The following is a 24,002-nucleotide window of genomic DNA, read 5'->3' as shown; positions in this document are numbered from 1 at the left end:
TTTATGGAGTGTTTAAAAAAAGCTAACTTTTGTAGCAATTGAAAATAGCTTAGAAAAATCTTCTTAGGATTTTGAGATAAATTTTTTAAATTAACACGCTTTTTGAAACGGATTGAAATTTTCCATTCATATTCAACAATTTATTCGTAATTTGCATAATCATAAGAATCAATATTTGTATCTTGATAGGATATTTTTTTTCCAGTTAATGCATTATGGCCCCAGTTCATCAATTCAAATGTGTTATTATCTTGATCCAAAATATAAATACCATCATGATTAGAATACATTAATATTTTTGGATACATTCCATGAACCTGAATTTGAGTTTTGTTTAATTTTATGTAAGGCCATTCATCTTGATTTAAATCAGGAGAACCTAAATACGCATTTAATGCCCAGTTTCCTGTATCTTCTAAAAATATTTTGAAATTCATATCCATACTTTTAAATTCAAATGTATTTGATCTTCCATCAAAAATAGGTGAGGTTACATATCCTTTATAAATTTTATTATATCTAGTATTAAACCCATGATATTTTACTTGTGTGCAATCTCTTGCATAATAAATCACTTCAAAAGCAGCATTTACACTCATCATAATAAGACATGAGTTTAAAATTATTATTATTTTAAGAATTAAATATAATTTCATATATGAATTACCTTTCTAAAGAAACAGTAGGGGTCCAATTTGTTACTTTAAATCTATCTTTATTTTCATTTAAATTATCAATTTCTAGATCAGCACTCCCCGATGTAATCCACTTAAATTTATATTCTGAATTGGGATTCATATCTTCAAAACTATGAATTTTAGTAAATTTAAATTCATCTTTAAAATGAATGAATTGGTTTAAGTCGTCTATAAAATTATCTACGAAAGGGTATTCTAGATAGATACCTTTGTATAAAATATATTCAGCACCTGCCATTGGTTTATTATTTCTACTCATAAAATTAACTGTATATGTACTTGATTCGGATGTAAGTTGCGAAATGGCTCGCGTGAAACCATATTTAAATTGCAAATTCACTTCAGCGCTATAATCACTCATATTATCACCAATTTTAATATTTTTTTTATATCCCAATTTACCTGCAACTGTATATTCATAAGTTTGAGCATCTACAATTGTTTTATTTTTTTGAAATGTTTTTGTATAAGATATACTTGCATTTGCTCCAAGTTGTTTATAATCATTTAGTTTCCAAAATTTTAAATAATGGATAAAATTATTGGATAAGAAATAATCAAATAATTGTTTTTTTTCATTGCAATATCCATAATCAATATTACATACTTGGTAATATAAATTTTTTTCAATAGGGAAATTCAAATACAAAATTGGTTTATTAAAATCTATTGCCAATAAGGGAGAGGCTATAACTCCTTGATAATTATTTATTATTTGCATGCCATTAGGATGATGAAATATAATAGTCGTATTATTTAGCTTTAATTTTTTATTATTTTTAAACATTTTTATTAATATATTAAATACTCTTCTTTGACCGTAATTTCTTTTTACAAAGCCTCTAATCTTAAAATCACCTTGGCTTTCGCCAGTTTGTAAATTTACAAAACAATTTGATTTATAAATACACTTTAATTCTATGGGAAAAGTTTTGTATAAATTATTTTCATTGCTGTCGTTATAGACATCATATAAAGGAATTTTTGGCCTTTCATATTTTGTTCCAAAAACCTGAGGAAAATATTTTTTTTCTAAGAAAAAATTTTCAAGTGATAGACTATCTCCATATGGCTGTGAAGCCATTATTTTAAAATGGGTTAAGCATAAAAAAATTAAAATCAATATATTAATATGTTGTCTTCTATTTGAATACTTTTGCATAATATTATACCAAAGTAAAATGAAAAAATGAGTTGCTATACTTTTCGTTACTAACATATTTTAGAAAAATTTAAAATAAATGTGCTTGCATATAAAAATATTTTTGATAAACAAACATTATTGATAATAATTATCATTATCAATAATGTTTTATGTATCTACATAAAATCACAGAATATTTATAAATTGAGGCTCATATTTATGTTAATAAGAACAGATAGAAAAAAATTTAATTTATTATTTTCACTAATTATTTTGTCAATGTATCCTTCAGTCTATTCACAAGATAAAAAAAGAGAAAAACATTTAGATAAACCAGATGATTTAATTTCAGAAGAAACATTAAAGAATCCAAAAGTTGACGTAACAAAAAATATTGTTAGTGCTTATGGATTAATTCAATTCAATGCCAATTTATTGGATTCAACAAGAAGCAATACTCCCGATTATGAAGCAAATCGTTTGAGATTTGGAATGAAAGTTCAAGGAGGAATTGCAGAGGGGCGTTTAGAGGTTCAATTTAACGGAAATAATGTAGATGGTAAATCTGGTTTAACTGCAATCCGCAGAGCCGATTTAAGTCTTGAATTAATTCGCCAAGAATATAATCAAATTCAATTTATTACAAAATTTATTTTGGGTGGAATTCGTGTTGGTGGTGCTATGAGCACAGCTCCTGATATATCTTACATACCTAATAAATTTGGTAGACAGGATGGTTTTCTGATTGAGGAATCCATTCAATTTAAAGAAGGTTCTCAAATAAATCTTTCTTTAGCAAACTTTAATAATATAAGAGGAATAAGACAACAATCGGTATCATCAGGAAATGCAAATTGGTTAGGTTCAAAAGGAGCTTCTTTAAATTCGAATTGGGGAAAAGATTCTTTTAGTAAATCAAGTGGATATTTTGCTAAAATGGATGCCACTTATAAAATAAATAAAACAAAAAAATTGAATATTATAGCGATGCACGGATTTCAAGATAATGCTCCTAGTGCACAAGATGCAAATGGTAACTTAACAACAGCAAATGATATTAAGCATACTGAAGCCTCAATTTGGTACAATGATTCAGATATTTTTGGAGACAAAGGTCTATTATCTGATAATGGAATTGCTATTTGGTATGAAAATGAACAAATAGGAAAAAATAAAAAAGCGAATGGAACGGGAGGTGGTCAATTTAACTATGATGATGGTGCATTAATATATGATGACTCTCAAAATTTTCAATTATATGGTGTAAGTGCCTCGGGTGATACCTTACGCTATTTAACAAATTTGATACAAAAGAGTGATAGATTAACATATGCTATTTCTTATTCTTTAGTTGATGTTCAGTTTGGAAATAAAGTTACTTTAAAAGGCGATGAAAATCCGAATTATAAAATAAATCAAGTTGCTGGATATTTGGGTTACGCTGTTAATACTTTCGAAACAGGGTTTAATATAGCTTACAATTTATCTGATCAAAAATTATTTAAAGATAATAATGGCAATATTAATAAAAATAATGCCTTGATGGGGTATTTAACCGCATTTTATAAGTTTTAGTTTTTAAATTTTGGCAAAAATTATTTATTGACTATTTAAATTTTTGGTGCTATGCATTCATAAGAAATATAAAATATAGCAAATATATATTAGTAACATTTTTTATATATCTAAAACATCATGCTGAAAATTATAATTTATAAAATATAATAATTTACAAATTTATTTTAGATTTCTTATATTCATTAAAATATTTAAATAAAAAAATTAAGAGGAAAATAAAATGGTAATAATTTCAAAATTAATAAGAAAAAATATCTTAATAATAAGTCTATTCTTAATTTTAATAAATAATTATTCCTATGCGAATGAGACAGGTGTATTATGTTCGAATAAAGATAGAGATTGGGAATGGCTTCAAAATGAAAAGGTAAAAGGAGAATGGAATAAAAAAATGGTTGGATATTATTTTATTAATTACTTTTTAATTGAAGGTGGTCAAGATAAAGTAAATGAATTGCGATATAAATGTTTTCAAAAATTTGGAACGAGATTATCTTTTCCACAACCAGCACAAAGTTCGCTTTCTGCTTGGTCTGTTTTTGCAATAAGTGAAACTCAATTGGAAGAAGGTATTGTAGAATTTTGTACATTTTTTAGAAATGTAATGACTTGTCGTTTTTAATATATTTAAAATCCTAATATATTAATGTAATTTAACCATTAAATTAAATCCTCTATAAAAAATTATAAAAGATTATTTAGGATCTATTCCTGTTTATACAATTATATTTGATTCTTTATTTCTTTATGATTCAAAATAAAATTATAAAAACAATACGAAACAATCTCAAATTTTATTTTGATACATCTTTTACTCCATCTTTACTCTCAAATGATTTTTCTATTGAGGCTATTCCAAGTGGAAAAATGTAAATCCATTACTTCTTTATTTTGGATGTGATAAGATATTTAATTCAAATCTTGAATAGTATTTACAAAAATAACACAACTTAATCAAATTCAATGTTTTCAACAGCATCGTAAAATACATCAGAATCAGTTTCATTTACATTATTAAAAACAATAGGCTTTCCAAGTCATTCTACAAAGTAATAAATAAAATTTAAACTTGAAAGAGTTATATCTTTTATCTTTTGGTAACTAGCTGAAATAAAATCATTTGCAAATATTGTAGCTAAACTCACTGGTCCAATTAAGGGTGAAAAATAAGAATAATTTTGATAAATATATTTCGTAACTTTAAGGCTTTGGCTTTTTATTGCAATTTGATTTTGTGGACTTAAATAGGGAGAGGTTTTATTAAGCATAAGTTCAAATGAATTTTGCATAATAGAAAAAAAACTTTCACCTAAGGAGTTTTCCATAATTTTTAGAAAATTTTGGCCAAAATCATAAATATTATTAATATACTTACCTTTTTCTGCTAAAATCGTTCTGTATTTTTTAGTTTTACTTATATCTTCTTTAAGAGAAGTTAACCAATATGCTGTTGATCTTAAATATGGGTCTTGAATAGAACATTGAAGAGAAATGCTATGGACCCCATTTTAGCTGTATGTTTTTTTAATATATAAATCTTGCAATAAGTAGAATTTTAATTCCAACTTACTAAGTTATTCTTAATACATCATTCACTATCTAACATATCAATGGCGGTCTTGTATTAAAAGTTTTTAATTTTTTGTAAGTATAATTGGTAGTAAATTACCTAAGATAATATTTTTTTCTATTTTAAATTCATTTTTAAATTTTTAGATGAATTAATTAATTTCTAAATTAAAAAGTAAACTTAGCACCAAATATAAATTCTCTTCCTTTAGTTTCTTTAATAGTATATTTTGTATTATAATAATTTTCATTATAATCATTTCCAGCATAAAAATTTAATTCAGTATATAAGTTTAATTTATTTTCAATTGCAATTAAATTTAAACCTAGTGATACTTTTGTTTCATTTCTTGATTCAGAAACATATTTACTGGTACTTTTGTCATTTTTAATTGTTATTTCAGGTATATATTGATGAAAAATACCAATATCAAGTCCAATTACGGAATTTAAATAATATTGACCTTTTCCTGCGAGTGAAAATGCAATAAATGGATCAGATGTACTCGTTGAATCATTATCTGTTTCTGTTTTTTTAGTTTCTCCTACATATTTTAAATTCGCATTTGTGAGCCAATTAAAAGATTCTATTTTTTGACTTAAGGTAGCGCCAGCTATAATTGAAGTATTTCCAGAAGCAACCGTGCCATTTTTGCTGTCATTTATATCATAAGAAATATTTTTAGCTGGAATTAAATTCGGAGATAATTTAGCTAAAAGATCTAAATTAATAGGTTTTTCTTTTTTGACTTGTTCGATAATTCTAAATTTATAAGAAAATATAGGATTATAAAATCCATTGCTATTTGCTGTTAAATTAGATGAGCTAAAACTAGTTGGATAATTATTTACAAAATCATAAGAAGTTTTATCATAATTATATTTATAATTTACAGATCCATAACTTAGCTCTATGCCAAAAGCTTGATTTTTTTTAAAGGAATATGATAAAAATTCTGTCATTGAAATTGTGTTTTTTTCATAATTTCCATTATAACTTATAGTATATTTACTTCCACTTGTGTACTCTTCTTTATAAGTTTCTTTAGCAAATGATAAAGAAACATCGTTATAAAAAGTATTTTCTTCTTGAAAAAATGTTAATTCACCTAATTTTGGTTTAGATATATCTTTTTCATTTTGAGACTGCGCAAAGCTGACACATGGACTCGCAAAAGCAAGGCTTAATAAACATGATTTTTTATGAAAAGACATACATAACTTCCTTGTATTAATTATTTAATTATTTTTTTGGGTATTTATTATTTTGGTAAACCCTTTTTGTGTAAAGAAAAAATCTAAATTTTATCTTGCCACAAGGGGTTTTATCTAATTTATTAAAATGTGAATGTCAATGAAAGTCATTTATAAATTATTTTGATAAATGATAAAAATACAAAATTAACGCTGTTTATTTATGCTAAAGACTTACACTGGCTCCCGTTCGTATTGCTGCTTTTTGTTTCTTTCTCAAATGAGTAGGAACATCACTTAAGTCAACAGAAACCAACTTGGAAACACCGGGCTCACTCATGGATATACCATAAATGGTATCCAAAACTTCCATTGTTCTACGGTTGTGTGTAATGACTACAAATTGGAATTCGTTACTTAATGCATCTAAGACATCATTAAATCGGCCCACATTGGCTTCGTCTAGAGGAGCATCGACTTCATCAAGAAAACAAAAGGGTGCTGGTGTTGTTTTAAGTAAACTAAAAATAAGAGAAATAGCAGTTAATGCTTTTTCACCACCACTAAATAAACTCATATTTTGCATTTTTTTACCTGGCAATCGCACTAAAATTTCAACACCTGTATTTAAAAGGTCTTGATCATTCAGCATATGTAACTCACCATAACCGCTAGGAAAGAGAACCGGGAATATTTTTTGAAATTCAATGTTCACTTTATCAAAAATTTCTTTGAAACGAACTTTCGTATTTTCTTCGATCTCTTGGATAGAGAGATAAAGCTCTTGCATAGAACGTTCAATATCTGTTTTTTGTGTAGTTAAAAATTCTAAACGTTCAGAAACATCTTTAAATTCTTCCAAAGCTCTTTCATTTACCGCGCCTAATTCTTGAATAGCCGTTTGTAATTCTTTAATTCTTGTTTCTAATTGATTTCTTAAAGCTTGATCATTTGGAGCATCAAATGGAATATCGGTTGGCGCAATATTATATTTTTCATGAGCATCTTTAAGAGCTGTTTCAATAATGGTTTCATAACGAGCTAGTTCTAATAATTTATCATTGATAAATTTTTGTTTTGAGGCTGCAGAATCTTTTTGTGATTTTAATTTGCTTTCATATACTCTCAGTTCTTCCGAATTTTCAGATTCTTCTTGCACTAAAAATTCGAGTTTATCTTCAAATATTTTTACTTGCTTTTGAAAATTATTGATCTCTAAATTTAAGCTCTCAAATTCATTTTCCCCATTATTAATTTTTGTTTCTAGTTCATCAATTTGAGAAATAAACGATTCTACTTTTTGTTGCATTCTTTTAATTTGAAAAATCATTTCTTCATAATATTTACGATTATTCGTTTGTCTTTCTAAAATAACGGCTCTTTCTGATTTTTTACTCTGCAACTGAGTTAAAATTTCGTCTCGTGTTTCCTTCTTTTCGGAAAAATCAGATTCAAAATCATCCAGATCTCTTTGTAAAGAATTAAATTCAGAGTCTAATCTTTCAATTTGTCCTTGATTTTTAGCAAAGGATTCTTTGGCTTCTAATATTTCTGCTTGAAGTCTTTGTTTATCTTCATCAAGTCTTGCTAAATTTTCATCAATATGACGCAACTGTAAATCAAAATTGTCTAGTTGACTAGATAACTTAACAGACTCTACCTTTTCTTTTTCAAGAACAGACGCAAGTTCGGAAACTTTAGATTCAATTTTTTTCTTTTTTTCAGTTAATGAGTAATGATGACCTTCAATGTTAGCAAGTTTTTCTTGCATTTTTTCTTTTTGTTCTAAAACTTCTGCATATTCTCTTCTACGTTGCAGAATTCCTTGGGAAGCGCCTTCTTGTAATTGTCCACAGCTTAAACCATAGACGCCATTCGAAATGGTTCCTCTTTCTGTTACAAAAATAAAATGCTGACTATTTTGACAGATTTTTTTAGCTTTTAATAATATCCATTCATCTTGGCATATAAAAATGCGGTCAAATATTTTTTTAGCAGTTTGCCATTTACAATTTTCTAATCGATCTCCAACGCAGCGAATTCCGTTTAAAGAAATAATATTATTTTTTTCTAACTCTTCTGTTGGAGATAATGAAGTGATTAAATCTTTAATAAATAATGTTACTTTTGATATGGAGAGCTCTTCTACTTTATCGACAATTTCAATAAAATCATCGGTATTTTCAACTATAGCGGATTGAAATAAATGAGGCATACAATTTTCAAGAATGTTTTCATCATCTTTATGTAATGAAACAGCATCAAATAAAAATCCTGTTATTTGTTTAGATAACTTTTCTTTTAAAGCTAAGGTACCATCCGAAAGTCCACTATTAGATTCCACTAATTTTTGTAAAACGGATGCTTTACTTGATATTTCTAAATGAGATTGTTTTATACTTTCTCTGTCAATATTAGATTGCTCAAAATGTTTTCTAATTTTTTCAAGTTCAATTTCAATTTGATTTCTATTTGAAACAACTTCATCTAATCCTAAAGAAACCTTATTTAAATTTTCTGCAATAGCTTTTCTATCTGCCGCAATTTGTCCTCTGGATTCGTAATTTGAAAGATAATTTTCTGTTACTTTCTGAATTTGTTGATTATATCGAGAGATTGTATCGAGCATAGATTCATTACGAGCACGTAAAGAGTTTCTGCTAGATTCTATCGCTTTCATTTCAGAGCGAATCTCATCACCACGCATTCTTTCAACTTGCAAGGACTCATCTAGTTCTTCTAGTCTTTCTTGAAAACCTTCTTTTTCAGAATCAATTTTTTGTAAACTTATTCCTAATTTGTCTACTTCAAGCATGAGCTGATTTTGTTTTTCTTCTTCGCCTTTTAAGTTGAACTGTTCTTCAGCGAGTTCTTTTTTTATTTTATCTTTTTGTAAAATTCGTTCTTCATGTCTTTTTTTATAATTTTCTCGACGTTCTTGATATTTTGTCAAAGCAATTTTTTGATCGTCAAGTTGATTTTCTGTAGCTTTAATTTGTTGCGTTAATTCAAGTTGAGTTGATTTGAGGTCGTTTGCAGTTGCTTCCCACTCGTTTGCTTCCAAACTTGATTGCTGAATTTCAGAAGAACGGCTGTCGACTTCTTTTTTTATTTTTGAAGCAATGCTGCGGTAAAAACCAACATGATTTTTTATTAATTCTATTTCTTTTTCTTTTAATTCTTGTGAATAGGAAAGTTTTAAGGATGCTTTTTCAACTTGTTCAGATAAAGATTCCTTTTGACGGGTTAATTCTTGTTCTATTTCAGCTAGATTTTTAATACGCTCACTTGTAGAAGTTAGTCTTTTTTCGGCTTCTTTTCTTCTCACCTTAAAGACAGTAATACCAGCTGTTTCTTCAAGAATTTCTCTTAAATCTTCTGGTGAGGCTTGAATAATACGATCTCTTTTATCCTGCTGAATAATGGCATAACTTTTTGAGCCAAGACCAATAGATAAAAGAAAATCAACAATATCTTTTAAGCGGCAAGGTTCACGGTTCATGAAATACTCACGTTCACCGCCACGATTGATTCTTCTGCCAATGGATATTTCAGGAAGATGCATATATTCAGCAGGACAATGCAAACCATCATTTGAAAATATTAAGGTAACTTCTGCTAAACTAAGTGGTTTTCTATCTTGTGATCCAGAAAAAATAATGTCTGTTGGATCATCTGCTCTTAAACTTTTTGCCGTTTGCTCACCCATTACCCAACGAACGGCATCAATAATATTTGATTTGCCCGAACCATTTGGCCCTATCACTCCTGTGATCCCATCATGGTAATGAATATTTACTCTATCAGCAAAACTTTTAAAACCTGAGATATGGATAGACTTCAGTTTCATGTGATCCTTGCGTTCAATTATAAAAAATAAAAAAGGAAAATAAAAAAATCCCCAATGTCTGGTTTTATAGCAAAGACTTCCTTACCAAACAAAGGCCCTCTTATTTATGCCTTGAGAACTTCCCTATCACAATGGTTAACATCAAATAAACAAAAAAATGAGAATCGCAAACTTTGTTTTACTTTCAGTAACTTATCCTATTTTAAAAAATAAATAAATGTTTGTTTTTTGAACTTCGTTTTATTTTATTAAAATTAAAATCATATTGATCTTATAAATTTAAATATTCCTATTTGTTTTTAAATAGCCTGTTACATTAAGTTGATTTTGTAATTATTGATATAAATAAATAATACACATTTTGCTTGTTTTTAGGGCTGTCTAATTTGCATGAATATCCTTTTTAAGTGTAATAATTTATAGTCTGTTTTTTTTTAACGTTTCTAAATGGGAAGGGGAATCTTTTATGGCTACACTAGGAGTAAATATTGATCATGTAGCGACGTTGCGCCAACAACGGGGTACGAAATATCCTGATCCTATTGATGCTGCTATATTGGTTCAAAATGCAGGTGCTGATCAAATTACAGTTCATTTAAGAGAAGATAGAAGACATATCCAAGATAGAGACGTAAAACTTTTAAAGCAAATTCTTCAAATTCCTTTAAACTTAGAAATTGGCAATACAAAAGAAATGATAGATTTTGCTCTTACGATTCGCCCAAATATGGTAACTCTTGTTCCAGAAAAAAGAGAAGAACGTACTACGGAAGGTGGGCTAAATTTAAATCAAGGTTTCGATTCTTTGAAAAACACCACAAAAATTTTGCAAGATAATGGAATCCCTGTAAGTTTATTCGTCGAACCGAATTTAGAGGATATTGAACTATCAATGAAAATTGGTGCAAAAATGGTTGAGCTTCACACAGGACGTTATGCTGAACAGGATGGAAATTTAGCTGATGAAGAATTTGAAAGAATTTGTAAAGCAACAAAACAAGCACATAAGTTTGATCTCATTGTGCATTCTGGTCATGGGTTACATTATCGTAATGCCAAAAGAATCGCTAAAATAGAAGGTATGTGTGACCTTAACATAGGCCATAGCATTATTTCATATGCGGTGCTTGTCGGATTAGAGAGAGCTGTACAAGAAATGAAAGCAATTGTATCTTAACTTCGAAAATATTCTCAAGAAGTAAATTTCTTATAGAAATGAATAAGGAAACACAATGACTTTTATTAAAAGCCAGATTTCATTATTATCAGAAGATTATAAACAAAATTATATTCACAATAAAGACATTTGTTCAAAATTAAATAAATTACAAGAATCGATCCGATTGGGTGGGGGAGAAAAAGCCAGAGAACGTCATCAAAGCCAATCGAAAATGTTTGTAAGAGATCGAATTAAAAATATATGTGACCCTGGATCTCCCTTTCTTGAAGTTGGCATGCTTGCCGCACATGAAGTCTATGATGATAATGTTCCAAGTGCAGGAGTTGTTGCAGGAATTGCACAAGTCTCTGGAAGAATGTCTATGATTATAGGAAATGATGCCACTGTGAAAGGTGGAACATATTATCCTTTAACGGTAAAGAAACACCTTCGCGCACAGGAAATTGCATTAGAAAATAAGTTACCCTGCATATATTTAGTGGATAGCGGGGGAGCTTTTCTTCCCATGCAAGCAGAAGTTTTTCCTGATAAAGAACACTTTGGCCGTATTTTTTATAATCAAGCTATGATGAGTGCTCAAGGTATTCCGCAAATTGCTGTTGTTATGGGTTCTTGTACAGCTGGCGGTGCATACGTTCCAGCAATGAGTGATCAAACAATCATTGTTAATAAAACAGGAACAATATTTTTAGGCGGACCTCCTCTAGTAAAAGCAGCCACTGGAGAAGATGTCACTGCAGAATTTTTAGGCGGTGCTAAAGTTCATACGGAAATGAGCGGCGTGGCAGATCATTTTGCTGAAAATGATTCTCACGCTATTTTTATTTTAAAAAATATAATTGAAAATTTAGGCAATAGAAAACAAGCTGATTTAAAAATAAAATCATTTGAAAGTCCCTTGTATGATCCTGATGAAATTTTAGGGATTTGGCCTAAAGATTTACGTAGACAAATTGATATTAAAGAAGTCATTGCTCGTTTAGTTGATGGAAGCCGTTTTTTCGAATTTAAAGAAAGATATGCTCCTACAATTGTTACAGGGTTTGCAAATATTGAAGGAATTCCCTGTGGTATTATTGCAAATAATGGAGTTTTATTTAGCGAAAGTGCTCTTAAAGTAACTCATTTTATTGAGTTATGCACAAAAGAAAAAATTCCATTGGTATTTTTGCAAAATATTACAGGTTTTATGGTTGGTTCTCAATATGAACGCTCTGGCATTGCAAAAGATGGTGCGAAAATGGTTCATGCTGTTGCGACTGCTAAAGTACCAAAAATTACTTTATTATTAGGCGGCTCCTATGGAGCTGGAAATTATGGAATGTGTGGCAGAGCCTATTCTCCACGTTTTTTATGGACATGGCCGTCTAGTCGAATTTCAGTAATGGGTGGTGAACAAGCATCTCAAGTTATGGTCACCGTAAAAAAAGATCAACTTGCTCGCGAAAATAAAGAATTAACAAACTCTCAAGTTGAAGAAATTGCTGCGCCTATCCGTCAAAAATACGAAAAAGAAGGCCATCCTTATTATGCATCAGCACGGCTTTGGGATGATGGTGTAATTGAAATGTGTAATACACGTGCTGTTATTGCATCAAGTTTAGCTGTTACCTTAAATACTCCTATAGAAGAAACCAATACCGGTATTTTTAGAATGTAAATTTTTTCATTTCTGGAGAATTGTTTATGTCAAAAAAAGAGTTTATTCGAATTGCAAATGCTGGTGGATATTGGGGCGATGATCCTTATGCATTACGAAGACAAATTTATGGAGAAATGAAACTAGATTATATTTCTATAGATTTTTTAGCAGAAGTAACAATGAGTATTCTTCAAAAACAAAGAGCAAAAGATCCTCAAGCAGGTTATGCTCGAGATTTTATTTCTGCATTAGATCCTATCATTGAAGAATGTCTTAAACGTAAAATAAAGATCATCACAAATGCGGGAGGTGTAAATCCTCGTTCATGTGCCGAAGCTTTATTCACTCTTGCAAGGAAAAAAAATCTACATTTAAAAGTCGCTGTTATTGATGGTGATGACATATTAAATGCAATACCAAATTTAAGAAATAATGGCGTTGATTTTAAAAATATGGAAACAGGAGAAAATTTTGCAAGTTATGCAGACAAAGTACTATGTGCAAACGCTTATTTTGGTGCGTTACCTGTAGCAGAAGCTTTAAAAAATGAACCTGATATTGTTTTATGTGGGCGAGTAACTGATACAGGAATTACTCTTGCAGCCATGATGTATGAATTTAAATGGAAAATAGATGAATATGATAAATTAGCCCATGGAATTGTTGCAGGACATATAATTGAATGTGGTGCACAAGCTTCGGGTGGTAATTTTACAGATTGGCAAAAAGTACCAAGTTTTATTGATATTGGATTTCCTATTGTTGAATGCTACGAAGATGGTTCTTTTTACGTAACTAAACATCCTAATACAGGTGGTTACATTAGCTGCCAAACCGTTCGTGAACAGTTACTTTATGAAATGGGAACACCTCAAAGTTATATTACTCCTGATGTCATTGCTGATTTTTCTTCAATTCAAATAACACCAAGTTCACCAGAAAGAGTAAAAGTTTCTGGAATAATAGGAAGAAAACCAACCGATCTTTTAAAAGTAAGCATTGCATATGAAGATGGTTGTAAATGTTCTGGTACTTTAATTATTTCGGGGCCTGATGTTCGTGCAAAAGCAGAAATGTTTGCAAAAGTATTTTGGATTCGTTTAGAAAGCGAATTAATAAAAGCAGGTTTTTCTTCAACTGTTCAATTTAAAAATACAGAATATGTTGGTGATGATAGTACTCATAAAGGAATGCTTAAAAAACATGATGCTATTGAAATTCTTCTTAAATTAACTGTTCGAGATAGCAACAAAGATAAATTGAATGTGTTTAGAAAATTGTTACCTAGTATGATTTTAAGTGGTCCTGCTGGTGTTGCCGTTACAGGCGGTGCTCCTATGATTTCCGATGTGGTTAGTTATTGGCCAGCGCTTATGCCTCAAGAATATTCTTTACCTAATATCCGAGTTTATGAACAAAAAAAAGGTGAAGAAAATTTTAAGACAACATATGAGAAACTTCAATTGCAATGGCCTATTACTAAAGGAACAGCAGAGATAGATCATCCACCAATTGATCCATGGAATCCAAGTTTAATAAGTACGATGTCTACCTCAAGGCCCATCAGAGTTTGTCTCATGGAAATTGCCCACGCACGCAGTGGTGATAAAGGGGATACCGTTAATATTGGTTTGATTGGAAGAAGTCCAGAGTGTTACGTTTGGTTAAGAGAAAATATTACTTCTGAAAAAGTGAATGACTGGTTTCATAGTCTTTGCAAAGGTAACGTTCATAGATATCTGGTTCCAAATTTATGGGCAATTAACTTTTTATTAGAAGAATCTTTAGGTGGTGGTGGTACAATGAGTTTGCAAATTGATGCCCAAGGCAAAACATTTAGTCAAGCTTTATTGCGCTGTGAAGTTGATATTCCAGAAACATTACTTGCAACTATAATCCCTGAAAATAAAGCATGTGCTGGGGAACTTGTAAGAAGGAATGCACTATGAATAATATTTATTATTCAGGAAAATGTATTCGTGTAGAAAGTTTAGATCATGGTGTAAAAAAACTTATTTTAACCCGTTCCGATATTAGAAATGCTTTTAATGAATCTATGATTAAAGAAATTTCTACAATGTTATCTGAACTAAGTAAAATTGAAAATGTAAATGAAATGCGTTTACTTATTTTAGAAGGGGAAGGGAAGGTTTTTTGTGCAGGAGCTGATCTTAATTATATGAAAGATCAGTCATTAAGAAATCTAGAACAAAATAAGGAAGACGCGACTAATTTAGGACAAATGTTTTATAAATTAGCTTCTTTTCCCTGTCCTGTAATTAGTCTGGTTCAAGGAGCAGCCATAGGCGGCGGGTTCGGTTTAGTTGCTTGTTCCGATTTTACCCTTGCAGAAGAAAACGCTATATTTGCGACAAGCGAAGTTTTATTAGGCATAGTTCCTGGTGTTATTAGCCCATATATCATTAGAAAAATTGGAGTAGCTCATGCTTCTTCTTTTTTATTAAATGGAAAAAAATTAACAGGAAAAGAATGTCTCATTTCTGGTTTAGTGAATAAAATAGCAGATCATGAGAATTTAAAAACAGAATTAAATACATTAATAAATAGTTTTTTGTTAGCTGGACCAAATGCAGCAAGAAGAACAAAAGAACTTATTATAAATGCTTCTCCATTTCCAAATAAATCTCAATTTGATTTTACTGTAAAACAAATAGCAGAAGCACGTTCAAGTAACGAAGGAAAAGCCGGGATTCTTGCTTTTTTTGAAAAAAATTCCCCTTACTGGTGCAATGGAATAACAAAATGAAAAAACTAGTTATTGCTAATAGAGGAGAAATTTCAAGGCGTATTTTAAAAGCGGCAAAACAACGCGGTTACTTTGTTGCTGTTATTTCTACTCAAGAAGATTCCGATTCTTTAGTTTGTAAAGAAGCAGATTTTGTTTTATTGGTCACAAGTTTTTTAAATTCAAATGAAATTGTTCAAAAATCAAAAGAGTGGGGTGCTCATTTTATTCATCCTGGGTATGGATTTCTTTCAGAAAATTCTGAATTTGCAGAATTGATAGAAAGAGCGGGAATCACTTTTGTAGGACCTACTCCTGAAAATATGAAAATGATGGGGAGTAAAGAAGCTGCAAAGCATGTTGCAAATCAATGTTCTGTTCCTACCTTAAACGCGTTGCTTTCTCATGATTTAAAAGAAATTCCAACATCAGAATGGGACAAAGAATTAAATAAACGAAAAATATTTTCTCCATTTTTAGTAAAAGCAAGTGGAGGCGGTGGTGGCCGCGGTATGCGGATTGTAGATAATGTAACAGAGCTTCCAAATGCTATTAAAAGAGCATCAGAAGAAGCTAAAGCATCATTTAATGATGGAACTGTTTTTGTAGAGCGTTATCTTACTGCGCCAAGGCATATTGAAATTCAAGTTTTTGGAGATGGTAAAGGTGGTGGTGTCTTTTTTGGGGAAAGAGAATGTTCTTTGCAGCGGCGTCACCAAAAAGTAATTGAAGAAGCACCTTCTTCGCAAATTACACCACAGCTTAGAGAAAAAATGGGGAGAGCCTCATTAGAGTTAGTTAAGTATACAAAATATAGAGGTGCTGGAACACTAGAGTTTCTATTAGATGAAGCAGGCCATTTTTATTTTTTAGAGATGAATACAAGGCTTCAAGTCGAACATCCTGTTACAGAAAATGCTTATGGTGTCGATCTTGTTCATGCTCAATTTGATCTTGCAGAAGGAAATTGGCCCAATTCATTTCCAAGTCCGAATGAGTTTCACTTGCTCGAACCTCAATGTGTTTCTTTAGAGGCACGTATTTTAGCGGAAGATCCTCGCCATGATTTTCTTCCCACTCCTGGTAAAATTATTTTTTACAAAGAACCTATAGGGGAAGGAATTCGTGTGGACTCAGGGGTTATTGAAGGAGCGCGCGTCAATTCCAATTTTGATTCCATGATAGCAAAACTGATTGTTTCGGCTCCCAGTCGTGCTTTGGCAATAAAAAAAATGTCTGCCGCTCTAGAAGATTTTGTTATATTAGGATGCACTACAAATATCCCTTTTTTACAATCTATTGTTAGGCATCAAGATTTTCTTTTAGGTGAAGAATCTACAAATTGGATAGCTAAAAATATTAATGATTTAAACAAAAATATAGTTTCGCAAAATTTAATAAATATTTTTAATTCTAATAAATTTAGAGAAAAACTAACTTTATTATTAAAAGGTGAAACACAAAATTCTAAAATCAACTCTATATTTAATAGACAAACTAATTTTTTATCCCGTGTCACAGCGCATATTGATAACCAAGAGTTTGATGATTTTGAAATTATGAAAAGTTCCCAAAAAAATAAATTTTATGTATCTGGGGAATCAATCATTAGAACATTTAAAAATTTAAATGATCAAAATATATTCTTTTCTGAAAAATATAATTATAATTTAAACTGTTCTTCTTTTCAAAATGATATTAGAATACCATTTTATGCTTCTAGATTATCACAGCAAGAAATTCATGTTCATCTATTCGGAGAATATTTAAAGCTGAAATGCCCCTTTTATGAAGCAGGAACTCATAATAAAAATTCATCTGAGAGTGGCGAAGTTCGTGCTCCTATGGCAGGTAAAGTATTTGAGGTTCTAATTAATGAGGGACAGGATGTTTTAAAAGGACAAGTTCTCTTCATTGTAGAATCAATGAAAATGCAACTAGAAGTGAAAGCAGCAGGAAATGGCAAAGTAACAAAGGTTTTTGTAGAACAGGGGCAAATTTTATCGGGCTTAGATATCATGGCTATGGTAACTTTATTAAAGTAGCAATTATGAATTTAAGTAAAATTTATGAAGTATGCCTAGTACAAAACCACCAATTCAGCTAGTGAACGGTTATTTATTTTGAAGGAAACAGTATTATGACAAGCTATCATAGTAACGCTCAAGAGATTCGAGAAGTCATTCAAACAGTAAGAGCTTTTGCTGCAAAAGAACTTGCTCCTTACGCAGATGAATTAGATCGGGAAGAAAGGCTCGCTCCTGGCATATTTCGACGACTTGGTGAACTTGGTATTTTGGGATTAACCTGTCCAGAAGAATTTGGTGGTGCTAAATTAGGTGCTGTATCTGTTGTAGCTGTTATGGAAGAATTAAGTTACGCCTGTCCAGGTACTTGTTTAAGTTATCTTGCTCATTCCTTATTATTTGTTCATAACCTCGCACAAAATGCCTCACCAGAACAACTGGTTCGTTATTTGCCAAGTTGTATTTCAGGTGAAATGGTCGGCGGAATGGCAATGACGGAGCCTGGAGCAGGTTCCGATGCTATTGGTTTACAAACAAAAGCAGTTAGAAAAGACGATCATTATATTTTAAATGGCTCCAAAATGTTTATTACAAACGGTCCCGTAGGTGATGTGTTTTTAGTTTACGCACGAACAGGAGAAGATCGTATGTCGCTTTCTACATTTATTGTGGAAAGAGGATTTCCTGGTTTTTCAGTAGGAAAAAAACTTTCCAAAATGGGTATGAGAGCGAGTCCTACAGGAGAGCTTGTTTTTAAAGATTGTATTGTGCCTATTGAAAATCGTGTTGGGGAAGAAGGCACTTCAGTTAAACATATGATGAAAAACTTGGATATTGAAAGAGTTGGACTGGGCGCCATGTCCTTAGGTATTGCTCGTGCTTGTTTGGACCATTCCTTAAAATATGCTCAAGAGCGTCAACAATTTTCTGAAAATATTATCAACTTTCAAGCTATTAGTGAGAAAATAGCAAATATGTATATTGGCTATCGAGCAGCACGTTCGTTTATTTATGAAGCAGCTCAAGTAATAGAAGAAGGTAGAAGAGCAAATCAAGAAGCAGCTGCAGCAAAAGTCTTTGCATCTGAGATGGCGACAAAAGTTGCCTTAGATGCTATTCAGGTTCTTGGAGGTTATGGATATATCCGAGAGTTTCCCGTGGAACGTCTCATGCGAGATGCCAAACTCATTGAAATTGGGGGCGGAACAAGTGAGATTTTGAGAAACATCATAGTTAAAGAATTTGTCCGTAAAAGTAGCAAATAGTGAATTTTTTAAATTCAACATTGTATTGAAAGTTCTTTAGCATATGCCTACAATCTACCTAATGGAGTGGATTAAAATGAATTTTAAATTCATTTAATTTGGGAGTATGAGATTTGCAGGATAGTTCAAATAACTTAATTATAAAAAGTCTGGCTCCATCAACAGATAGGCTACCACTTTTTATTGTAGGTGATGTGCACGGTTGTGCGCGTGAGCTTGTTGAACTTATTGAAACCGCAAAAAAACATATTCCAAAGTTTCAATTAATGTTAGTTGGTGATTTGTTTACAAAAGGTCCTGATCCTGTTGGAGTTTATGAAGTTATTCAGGAGCACTCAGCCTTATGTATAAAAGGAAATCACGATTGGGCATTGTGGTCCACAATTCAGCAAGCACAAAAACGTAGTTTTCATTCATTAGCAGAACATACAAAACAAACTCTTCATTTAATACGCTACCATAAAAGAGCTATTTTTGATCTTCTTTGTTCATTACCTCACGCTTACGTAACTACTGTTGTTACCCAGTTAAAAAGAAGCGAATGGGAAACAGAATACCCACTTATTATAGTTCATGCGGGCCTAGATGCCACAAAAGGCTTATTAGGTACAACAGAAAGAATGTTATTAACAGCGCGTTACGTAAAATGGGACCTAAAAGGAAATGAAAAAAAACTTTTAGTTGTTCCTGCTGGATATCGTTCTGAAATTTTAAATCAATCTGTAAATTCTACTTCAAATACACAAAAATCAGCTACAAGTTCTGAAAAGGAGCGTTTTCGTTGGCATGAATTGCATAATGGACCCGCTCTCATAGTTTTTGGCCATGATGCAAAACAAGGATTATTTCGCAAAACGTTACCTTCTGGTAGACCCATTTGCGTTGGTATCGATACTGGGTGTACTTATGGAAACAGTTTAACAGGATATTTTCCTGAGATTGATTTAGCAATTCAAGTAAGATCTCAAAGAAAATATTTTGATATCAAAAAAAATATTATTCTTCTCAAACCTCATCAATCAAGGCTTGCTGTGGTTTGAAATGAATTAGAATGGATTTCTTTTATGAATGATCATGATTCTGTTTCTACTCCAGCTGATTCTTTTAATAAACAACAATTTAAAGGCGCAGAGTCCTTTTTTGATTTGTTACTCAAGCAATCTGCAAAAATAAATTACGTAACAATTCGAACTTATTGTAATGGGGCATGGCATCAACTTTCCGGTAAAGATTTTTGTGCTCATTTAGGAAGAGCTACCGAATATTGGACAAATTTAATTCCAATTTCTCAACGCCAATATGGACAAAGTATTATATTAATTGGAAGAAATACATACAATTCATTTGTAGCCATGATGGGTGCTGTCCTTGCTGGTTTTGATGTCATGTGTGCACCTTCTCAAATGTCCAAAAGTGATTTAAAATGGTGCTTAAATTATTTTAAAGGCGTCGCAATTGCTTCTGACATAGATGAATTAACGTATCAACTAGATGGTTTTTCTGTTCCTGTATTAAATATTTCAACTGCAGCATGGATGCCACAAGATAAACATTCTGAACCTGAGTTGTTAACACTTTATAGAGAATATAAAACAATACATACTCCATTAACAACTTCATCAGACTTATATGATGAAAACAATTTAAATGATTTAAAAGATCAAAATAAAATAAATTCTATTGTCATTCCTGAAGATTCTCCTTGGCGAAAAATAAAACCTGGAAGATTTTCTTTTGTTTCCTTTGGTCATGACGGATTTCAAAAACCAGAAATATTAATGCCTGACTCATTGGTGTTAACGGCACAAAACTTTATAATTCATGCCGAATTTCCAAAACAAATTTTTTGGAAAAGTATGGAACTTATGATGCCTAGTAATCCATTTGCACATTTAAGTCGTTACTGTGCTATGCTAAAAAATGGAATAATTGGTTTTCCAAATCCAAGTACGGATTGGGAAACAAATTTAAGAATTTTAAGACCAAGTTATATATTCGGCAGTTCATTTGAATTAGAACAACTTTGTTCCTTTGTTGAGCTTGTTGCAAAACGTTCTTCACATAATCCAAGATTCCAGTTAAGTGAAAAAATAGATAAAGTACAAAATTTACTTGCTTCAAGTCGTGCTATGAAAATTCCAGAAGGAGTTTTTGATATTTTAAAAAGATCTCTTAGAAAAACTTCGCGGTTTATTTCTGGACAAACTTTTTTAAAAGAAGCAGTTGAAGACTTACGATTTGTTGTTCATGGATTAGCACCTGCCCAAGAAGCTTATGTTAGAAATCTTGAAAAACTAGGAATTCCTGTTTTGGAATCTTACGGAACAACACATGCTGCAGGGATGTTATCAAGTAATTTATTTCATGCCGCGCATTTTAAAGTAATTGGAACTCCGTTACCTCATGTTAATTTTAGATTGGGTGCACATTCTACATTGGAATACCGTTTATCTTATCCAACTTTTGAAAACGCAGGAAAATGGGAAGAAACTGGTGATGTAGCACAAATGACTCCATTTGGATTTATTATTACAGGAAGGAAAAGGCATTTATTTGTAACCTTAGGAGGAACTGTAGTTTCTCCTGTTAGACTAGAACAACTCTTAAAAGAAGATGATATTATTTCTGATGTCTGTGTTATTGGAGATAAAATGCCATATCTTTCAGCTTTAATTGTTTTAAATCACAATGCACTAGCAGATTATCGAGCAGCTCCAGATAAAATAAAGGAACATGTACAATCAATTGTCAATCGAGTGAATGAATCATTACCAAGAAATGTAACATTAAAAAAATTTTTTATATTAGATAAACCATTTACAGAAGCTAGTGGTGAAAAGTTAACTAATGGAGAAATTAACCGCCTTAAAATTCAAGAAACAAGAGCATCTTTGATCAGTTCTTTGTATCAATAAAAAATCATTTCTACTTTAGTTTGCGAGCAACTTTTTTTTGAGATAATCTTATTTGTATAAATTCCCTCATGCATTGGAGGTCTCATGCAACTGCATACTGAAAAAGTTTTTGAGCTAGTAAAAGAAGTTTATAGCCCATCTCTATTTAATGAGTTGAATTGGTCTGGGAGTTATTCTGATTACCTTGCAATGGCTGAAAAAAATCCCAAGCTATGTCGTACCGCTTTTCAAAGAATTTATGATATTATAATGCATTATGGTTCTTACGAATATGTAGAACATAAAAAAAAGTTAGTGCATTATAAATTTTTTGATGACCCATTAAATAATGGAAAAGATGCCGTATTTGGTCTTGATGTTCACATTGCAAAACTAGTTAATTTTTTCAAAGCAGCTTCGTTACGTTATGGACCTGAAAAAAGAGTTTTATTATTGCATGGTCCTGTTGGAAGTGCGAAGTCTACAATTGCAAGAGTTTTAAAAAAAGGTGTTGAGTGGTATTCACATCAACCGGAAGGTGCGTTGTATACTTATGAGTGGACAAATTTGCATGACAAATTAAAAATGGAAGACGTCATGCCATGCCCAATTCATGAAGATCCATTGCATTTAATCCCCGAAGAAGCTCGACCAAAAGTGTTAAGTTTATTAAATAAAGGAAAACACTTTCAAGATCGCATTCATATTGAAGGTAGTCTTTGTCCAGCTTGCCGCTATGTTTATAATGATTTAATGAGACAATATAATGGTGACTGGGAAAAATTAACGAAAAATCATATTAATGTAAAAAGATTATTATTGTCTGAAAAAGATCGTGTTGGTATTGGTACATTTCAACCTAAAGATGAAAAAAATCAGGATTCAACAGAATTAACTGGTGATTTAAATTATCGTAAAATTGCTGAATATGGTTCCGATTCAGATCCTCGTGCTTTTAACTTTGATGGTGAATTTAATATTGCCAACAGAGGAATTGTTGAATTTGTGGAAATGTTAAAACTTGATGTTGCGTTTCTTTATGATTTATTGGGAGCTTCCCAAGAACATAAAATCAAACCTAAAAAGTTTGCACAGACAGATATTGATGAAGTTATTATTGGTCACACAAATGAACCAGAGTATCGTAAATTACAAAATAACGAATTTATGGAAGCTTTACGCGATAGAACGGTTAAAATTGATGTGCCATACATAACAAAATTAAAAGAAGAAGTTAAAATTTATCGCAAAGATTTTAATCCTGAAACTGTTCCTCATATTCATATAGCACCACATACAATTGAAACAGCTGCAATGTGGGGTATTTTAACACGTTTGGAAGAGCCTAAAAAAGCTAACTTAACGGTTATGCAAAAAATGAAATTATATGATGGAAAAACCCTTTCTGGTTATACAGAAGATAATATTAAAGAGCTTCGTAAAGATGCTTTACGAGAAGGTCTTGATGGAATTTCTCCTCGTTATATTCAAGATAAATTATCAAACTCTTTAGTAGAAGATCGTGGGAATGGATGTATAAATCCATTTATTGTTTTAAATGAATTAGAAGGTGGTTTAAAAAATCATAGCTTAATTCGTGATGAAGAAACGAAAAAAAGATATCGTGAATTACTTGCTGTAGTAAAACAAGAATATGAAGATATCGTTAAAAATGAAGTTCAAAGAGCTATTTCTGCAGACGAGGAAGCAATTGCAAAACTTTGTGGAAATTATATTGATAATGTGAAAGCCTACACTCAAAAAGAAAGAGTAAGAAATAAGTACACTGGAATGAGTGAAGAGCCAGATGAACGACTCATGCGTAGTATTGAAGAAAAAATAGATATCCCAGAAAGTCGTAAAGATGATTTCCGCCGAGAAATTATGAATTATATTGGTGCTCTTGCTTTAGAAGGTAAAATATTTGATTACAAAACAAATGAAAGACTTCATAAAGCTCTTGAACTTAAACTTTTTGAAGATCAAAAAGATACAATTAAGTTAACAAGTTTAGTTAGCAATGTTGTTGATAAAGAAACACAAGCAAAAATTGATGTTGTAAAAAATCGTCTTATTAAAAATTATGGGTATTGCGATATTTGTTCAACAGATGCACTCCACTTTGTTGCAAGTATTTTTGCTCGCGGCGATGTAAAAAGAAATCTAAATTAATTTAATAATTTTATTGATATGATTTCTTTTACTTCATAAGTTT

General features: G+C 31.0%; 16 protein-coding genes. 11 read left to right on the top strand and 5 right to left on the bottom strand.

Annotation, left to right across the window (positions count from 1 at the left end):
- Positions 1–140 precede the first annotated feature (140 nt).
- Positions 141–656: a hypothetical protein gene (locus GCL60_RS03140; protein WP_153418408.1), complete on the bottom strand. Its 516-nt coding sequence runs from the start codon at positions 654–656 to the stop codon at positions 141–143.
- A 7-nt stretch (positions 657–663) separates the two neighbouring features.
- A complete protein-coding gene (locus tag GCL60_RS03135) occupies positions 664–1,860 on the bottom strand; it encodes a hypothetical protein (protein ID WP_153418407.1) in 1,197 nt (398 codons plus the stop codon).
- A gap of 201 nt (positions 1,861–2,061) precedes the next feature.
- Between GCL60_RS03135 and GCL60_RS03130 the strand changes: the two genes are divergently transcribed.
- Entirely contained in the window at positions 2,062–3,417 is a 1,356-nt protein-coding gene (locus GCL60_RS03130; RefSeq protein ID WP_153418406.1) for a hypothetical protein, read from the top strand.
- 223 nt (positions 3,418–3,640) lie between these two features.
- On the top strand, positions 3,641–4,042 hold the full coding sequence (locus tag GCL60_RS03125; RefSeq protein ID WP_153418405.1) for a hypothetical protein: 402 nt from the start codon (positions 3,641–3,643) through the stop codon (positions 4,040–4,042).
- A gap of 415 nt (positions 4,043–4,457) precedes the next feature.
- On the opposite strand, the gene GCL60_RS03120 is transcribed toward GCL60_RS03125, so the two are convergent.
- The 3 genes from GCL60_RS03120 to smc all read right to left on the bottom strand — a co-directional run bounded on the left by GCL60_RS03120 (position 4,458) and on the right by smc (position 10,033).
- The gene (locus GCL60_RS03120) at positions 4,458–4,709 is read right to left on the bottom strand and encodes a hypothetical protein (RefSeq protein ID WP_153418404.1); all 252 of its coding nucleotides are present in this window, start codon (positions 4,707–4,709) and stop codon (positions 4,458–4,460) included.
- Positions 4,710–5,157: 448 nt separating this feature from the next.
- Positions 5,158–6,204, bottom strand: coding sequence for a hypothetical protein (locus tag GCL60_RS03115; RefSeq protein ID WP_153418403.1), 1,047 nt, complete (start codon positions 6,202–6,204; stop codon positions 5,158–5,160).
- Positions 6,205–6,409: 205 nt separating this feature from the next.
- On the bottom strand, positions 6,410–10,033 hold the full coding sequence (gene smc / locus GCL60_RS03110) for a chromosome segregation protein SMC (protein ID WP_153418402.1): 3,624 nt from the start codon (positions 10,031–10,033) through the stop codon (positions 6,410–6,412).
- A gap of 466 nt (positions 10,034–10,499) precedes the next feature.
- Here smc and GCL60_RS03105 point away from each other — a divergent pair, with 466 nt between their 5' ends.
- The 9 genes from GCL60_RS03105 (at position 10,500) to GCL60_RS03065 (ending at position 23,959) form a co-directional block, all read left to right on the top strand.
- Positions 10,500–11,210 (top strand): pyridoxine 5'-phosphate synthase, encoded by a 711-nt coding sequence (locus GCL60_RS03105; RefSeq protein ID WP_153418401.1) that lies wholly within the window; start codon positions 10,500–10,502, stop codon positions 11,208–11,210.
- A gap of 55 nt (positions 11,211–11,265) precedes the next feature.
- Positions 11,266–12,873 carry a carboxyl transferase domain-containing protein gene (locus tag GCL60_RS03100; protein ID WP_153418400.1) on the top strand — a complete coding sequence of 536 codons (1,608 nt, stop codon included), beginning with the start codon at positions 11,266–11,268 and terminating at the stop codon, positions 12,871–12,873.
- Between the two features lie 26 nt (positions 12,874–12,899).
- The gene (locus GCL60_RS03095) at positions 12,900–14,804 is read left to right on the top strand and encodes an acyclic terpene utilization AtuA family protein (RefSeq protein ID WP_153418399.1); all 1,905 of its coding nucleotides are present in this window, start codon (positions 12,900–12,902) and stop codon (positions 14,802–14,804) included.
- Entirely contained in the window at positions 14,801–15,622 is an 822-nt protein-coding gene (locus tag GCL60_RS03090; RefSeq protein WP_161998055.1) for an enoyl-CoA hydratase-related protein, read from the top strand. The genes GCL60_RS03095 and GCL60_RS03090 overlap by 4 nt, the downstream gene beginning before the upstream one ends.
- Positions 15,619–17,646 carry an acetyl/propionyl/methylcrotonyl-CoA carboxylase subunit alpha gene (locus GCL60_RS03085; RefSeq protein WP_153418397.1) on the top strand — a complete coding sequence of 676 codons (2,028 nt, stop codon included), beginning with the start codon at positions 15,619–15,621 and terminating at the stop codon, positions 17,644–17,646. Before GCL60_RS03090 ends, GCL60_RS03085 begins: the two co-directional genes overlap by 4 nt.
- A 95-nt stretch (positions 17,647–17,741) precedes the next feature.
- Entirely contained in the window at positions 17,742–18,893 is a 1,152-nt protein-coding gene (locus GCL60_RS03080; RefSeq protein WP_153418396.1) for an acyl-CoA dehydrogenase family protein, read from the top strand.
- Between the two features lie 113 nt (positions 18,894–19,006).
- Complete coding sequence (locus GCL60_RS03075; protein ID WP_153418395.1) at positions 19,007–19,933, top strand: metallophosphoesterase; 927 nt, start codon at positions 19,007–19,009, stop codon at positions 19,931–19,933.
- Positions 19,934–19,957: 24 nt separating this feature from the next.
- Positions 19,958–21,808: an acyl-CoA synthetase family protein gene (locus tag GCL60_RS03070; protein ID WP_153418394.1), complete on the top strand. Its 1,851-nt coding sequence runs from the start codon at positions 19,958–19,960 to the stop codon at positions 21,806–21,808.
- 84 nt (positions 21,809–21,892) lie between these two features.
- Complete coding sequence (locus tag GCL60_RS03065) at positions 21,893–23,959, top strand: PrkA family serine protein kinase (protein WP_153418393.1); 2,067 nt, start codon at positions 21,893–21,895, stop codon at positions 23,957–23,959.
- The last annotated feature ends 43 nt before the right edge of the window (positions 23,960–24,002 follow it).

The sequence above is a fragment of the Silvanigrella paludirubra genome (genome assembly GCF_009208775.1).
Lineage (GTDB): Bacteria > Bdellovibrionota_B > Oligoflexia > Silvanigrellales > Silvanigrellaceae > Silvanigrella > Silvanigrella paludirubra.
The sequence above is the reverse complement of the archived record's forward strand: the minus strand, read 5'-3'. Positions and strand labels throughout refer to the sequence as shown.

Coding starts and splice junctions, on each gene's coding strand:
- smc (WP_153418402.1), bottom strand. CDS start 10,033: ATGAAACTGAAGTCTATCCATATCTCAGGTTTTAAAAGTTTTGCTGAT.
- GCL60_RS03135 (WP_153418407.1), bottom strand. CDS start 1,860: ATGCAAAAGTATTCAAATAGAAGACAACATATTAATATATTGATTTTA.
- GCL60_RS03100 (WP_153418400.1), top strand. CDS start 11,266: ATGACTTTTATTAAAAGCCAGATTTCATTATTATCAGAAGATTATAAA.
- GCL60_RS03105 (WP_153418401.1), top strand. CDS start 10,500: ATGGCTACACTAGGAGTAAATATTGATCATGTAGCGACGTTGCGCCAA.
- GCL60_RS03090 (WP_161998055.1), top strand. CDS start 14,801: ATGAATAATATTTATTATTCAGGAAAATGTATTCGTGTAGAAAGTTTA.
- GCL60_RS03125 (WP_153418405.1), top strand. CDS start 3,641: ATGGTAATAATTTCAAAATTAATAAGAAAAAATATCTTAATAATAAGT.
- GCL60_RS03070 (WP_153418394.1), top strand. CDS start 19,958: ATGAATGATCATGATTCTGTTTCTACTCCAGCTGATTCTTTTAATAAA.
- GCL60_RS03080 (WP_153418396.1), top strand. CDS start 17,742: ATGACAAGCTATCATAGTAACGCTCAAGAGATTCGAGAAGTCATTCAA.
- GCL60_RS03065 (WP_153418393.1), top strand. CDS start 21,893: ATGCAACTGCATACTGAAAAAGTTTTTGAGCTAGTAAAAGAAGTTTAT.
- GCL60_RS03120 (WP_153418404.1), bottom strand. CDS start 4,709: ATGCAAAATTCATTTGAACTTATGCTTAATAAAACCTCTCCCTATTTA.
- GCL60_RS03140 (WP_153418408.1), bottom strand. CDS start 656: ATGAAATTATATTTAATTCTTAAAATAATAATAATTTTAAACTCATGT.
- GCL60_RS03115 (WP_153418403.1), bottom strand. CDS start 6,204: ATGTCTTTTCATAAAAAATCATGTTTATTAAGCCTTGCTTTTGCGAGT.
- GCL60_RS03130 (WP_153418406.1), top strand. CDS start 2,062: ATGTTAATAAGAACAGATAGAAAAAAATTTAATTTATTATTTTCACTA.
- GCL60_RS03085 (WP_153418397.1), top strand. CDS start 15,619: ATGAAAAAACTAGTTATTGCTAATAGAGGAGAAATTTCAAGGCGTATT.
- GCL60_RS03095 (WP_153418399.1), top strand. CDS start 12,900: ATGTCAAAAAAAGAGTTTATTCGAATTGCAAATGCTGGTGGATATTGG.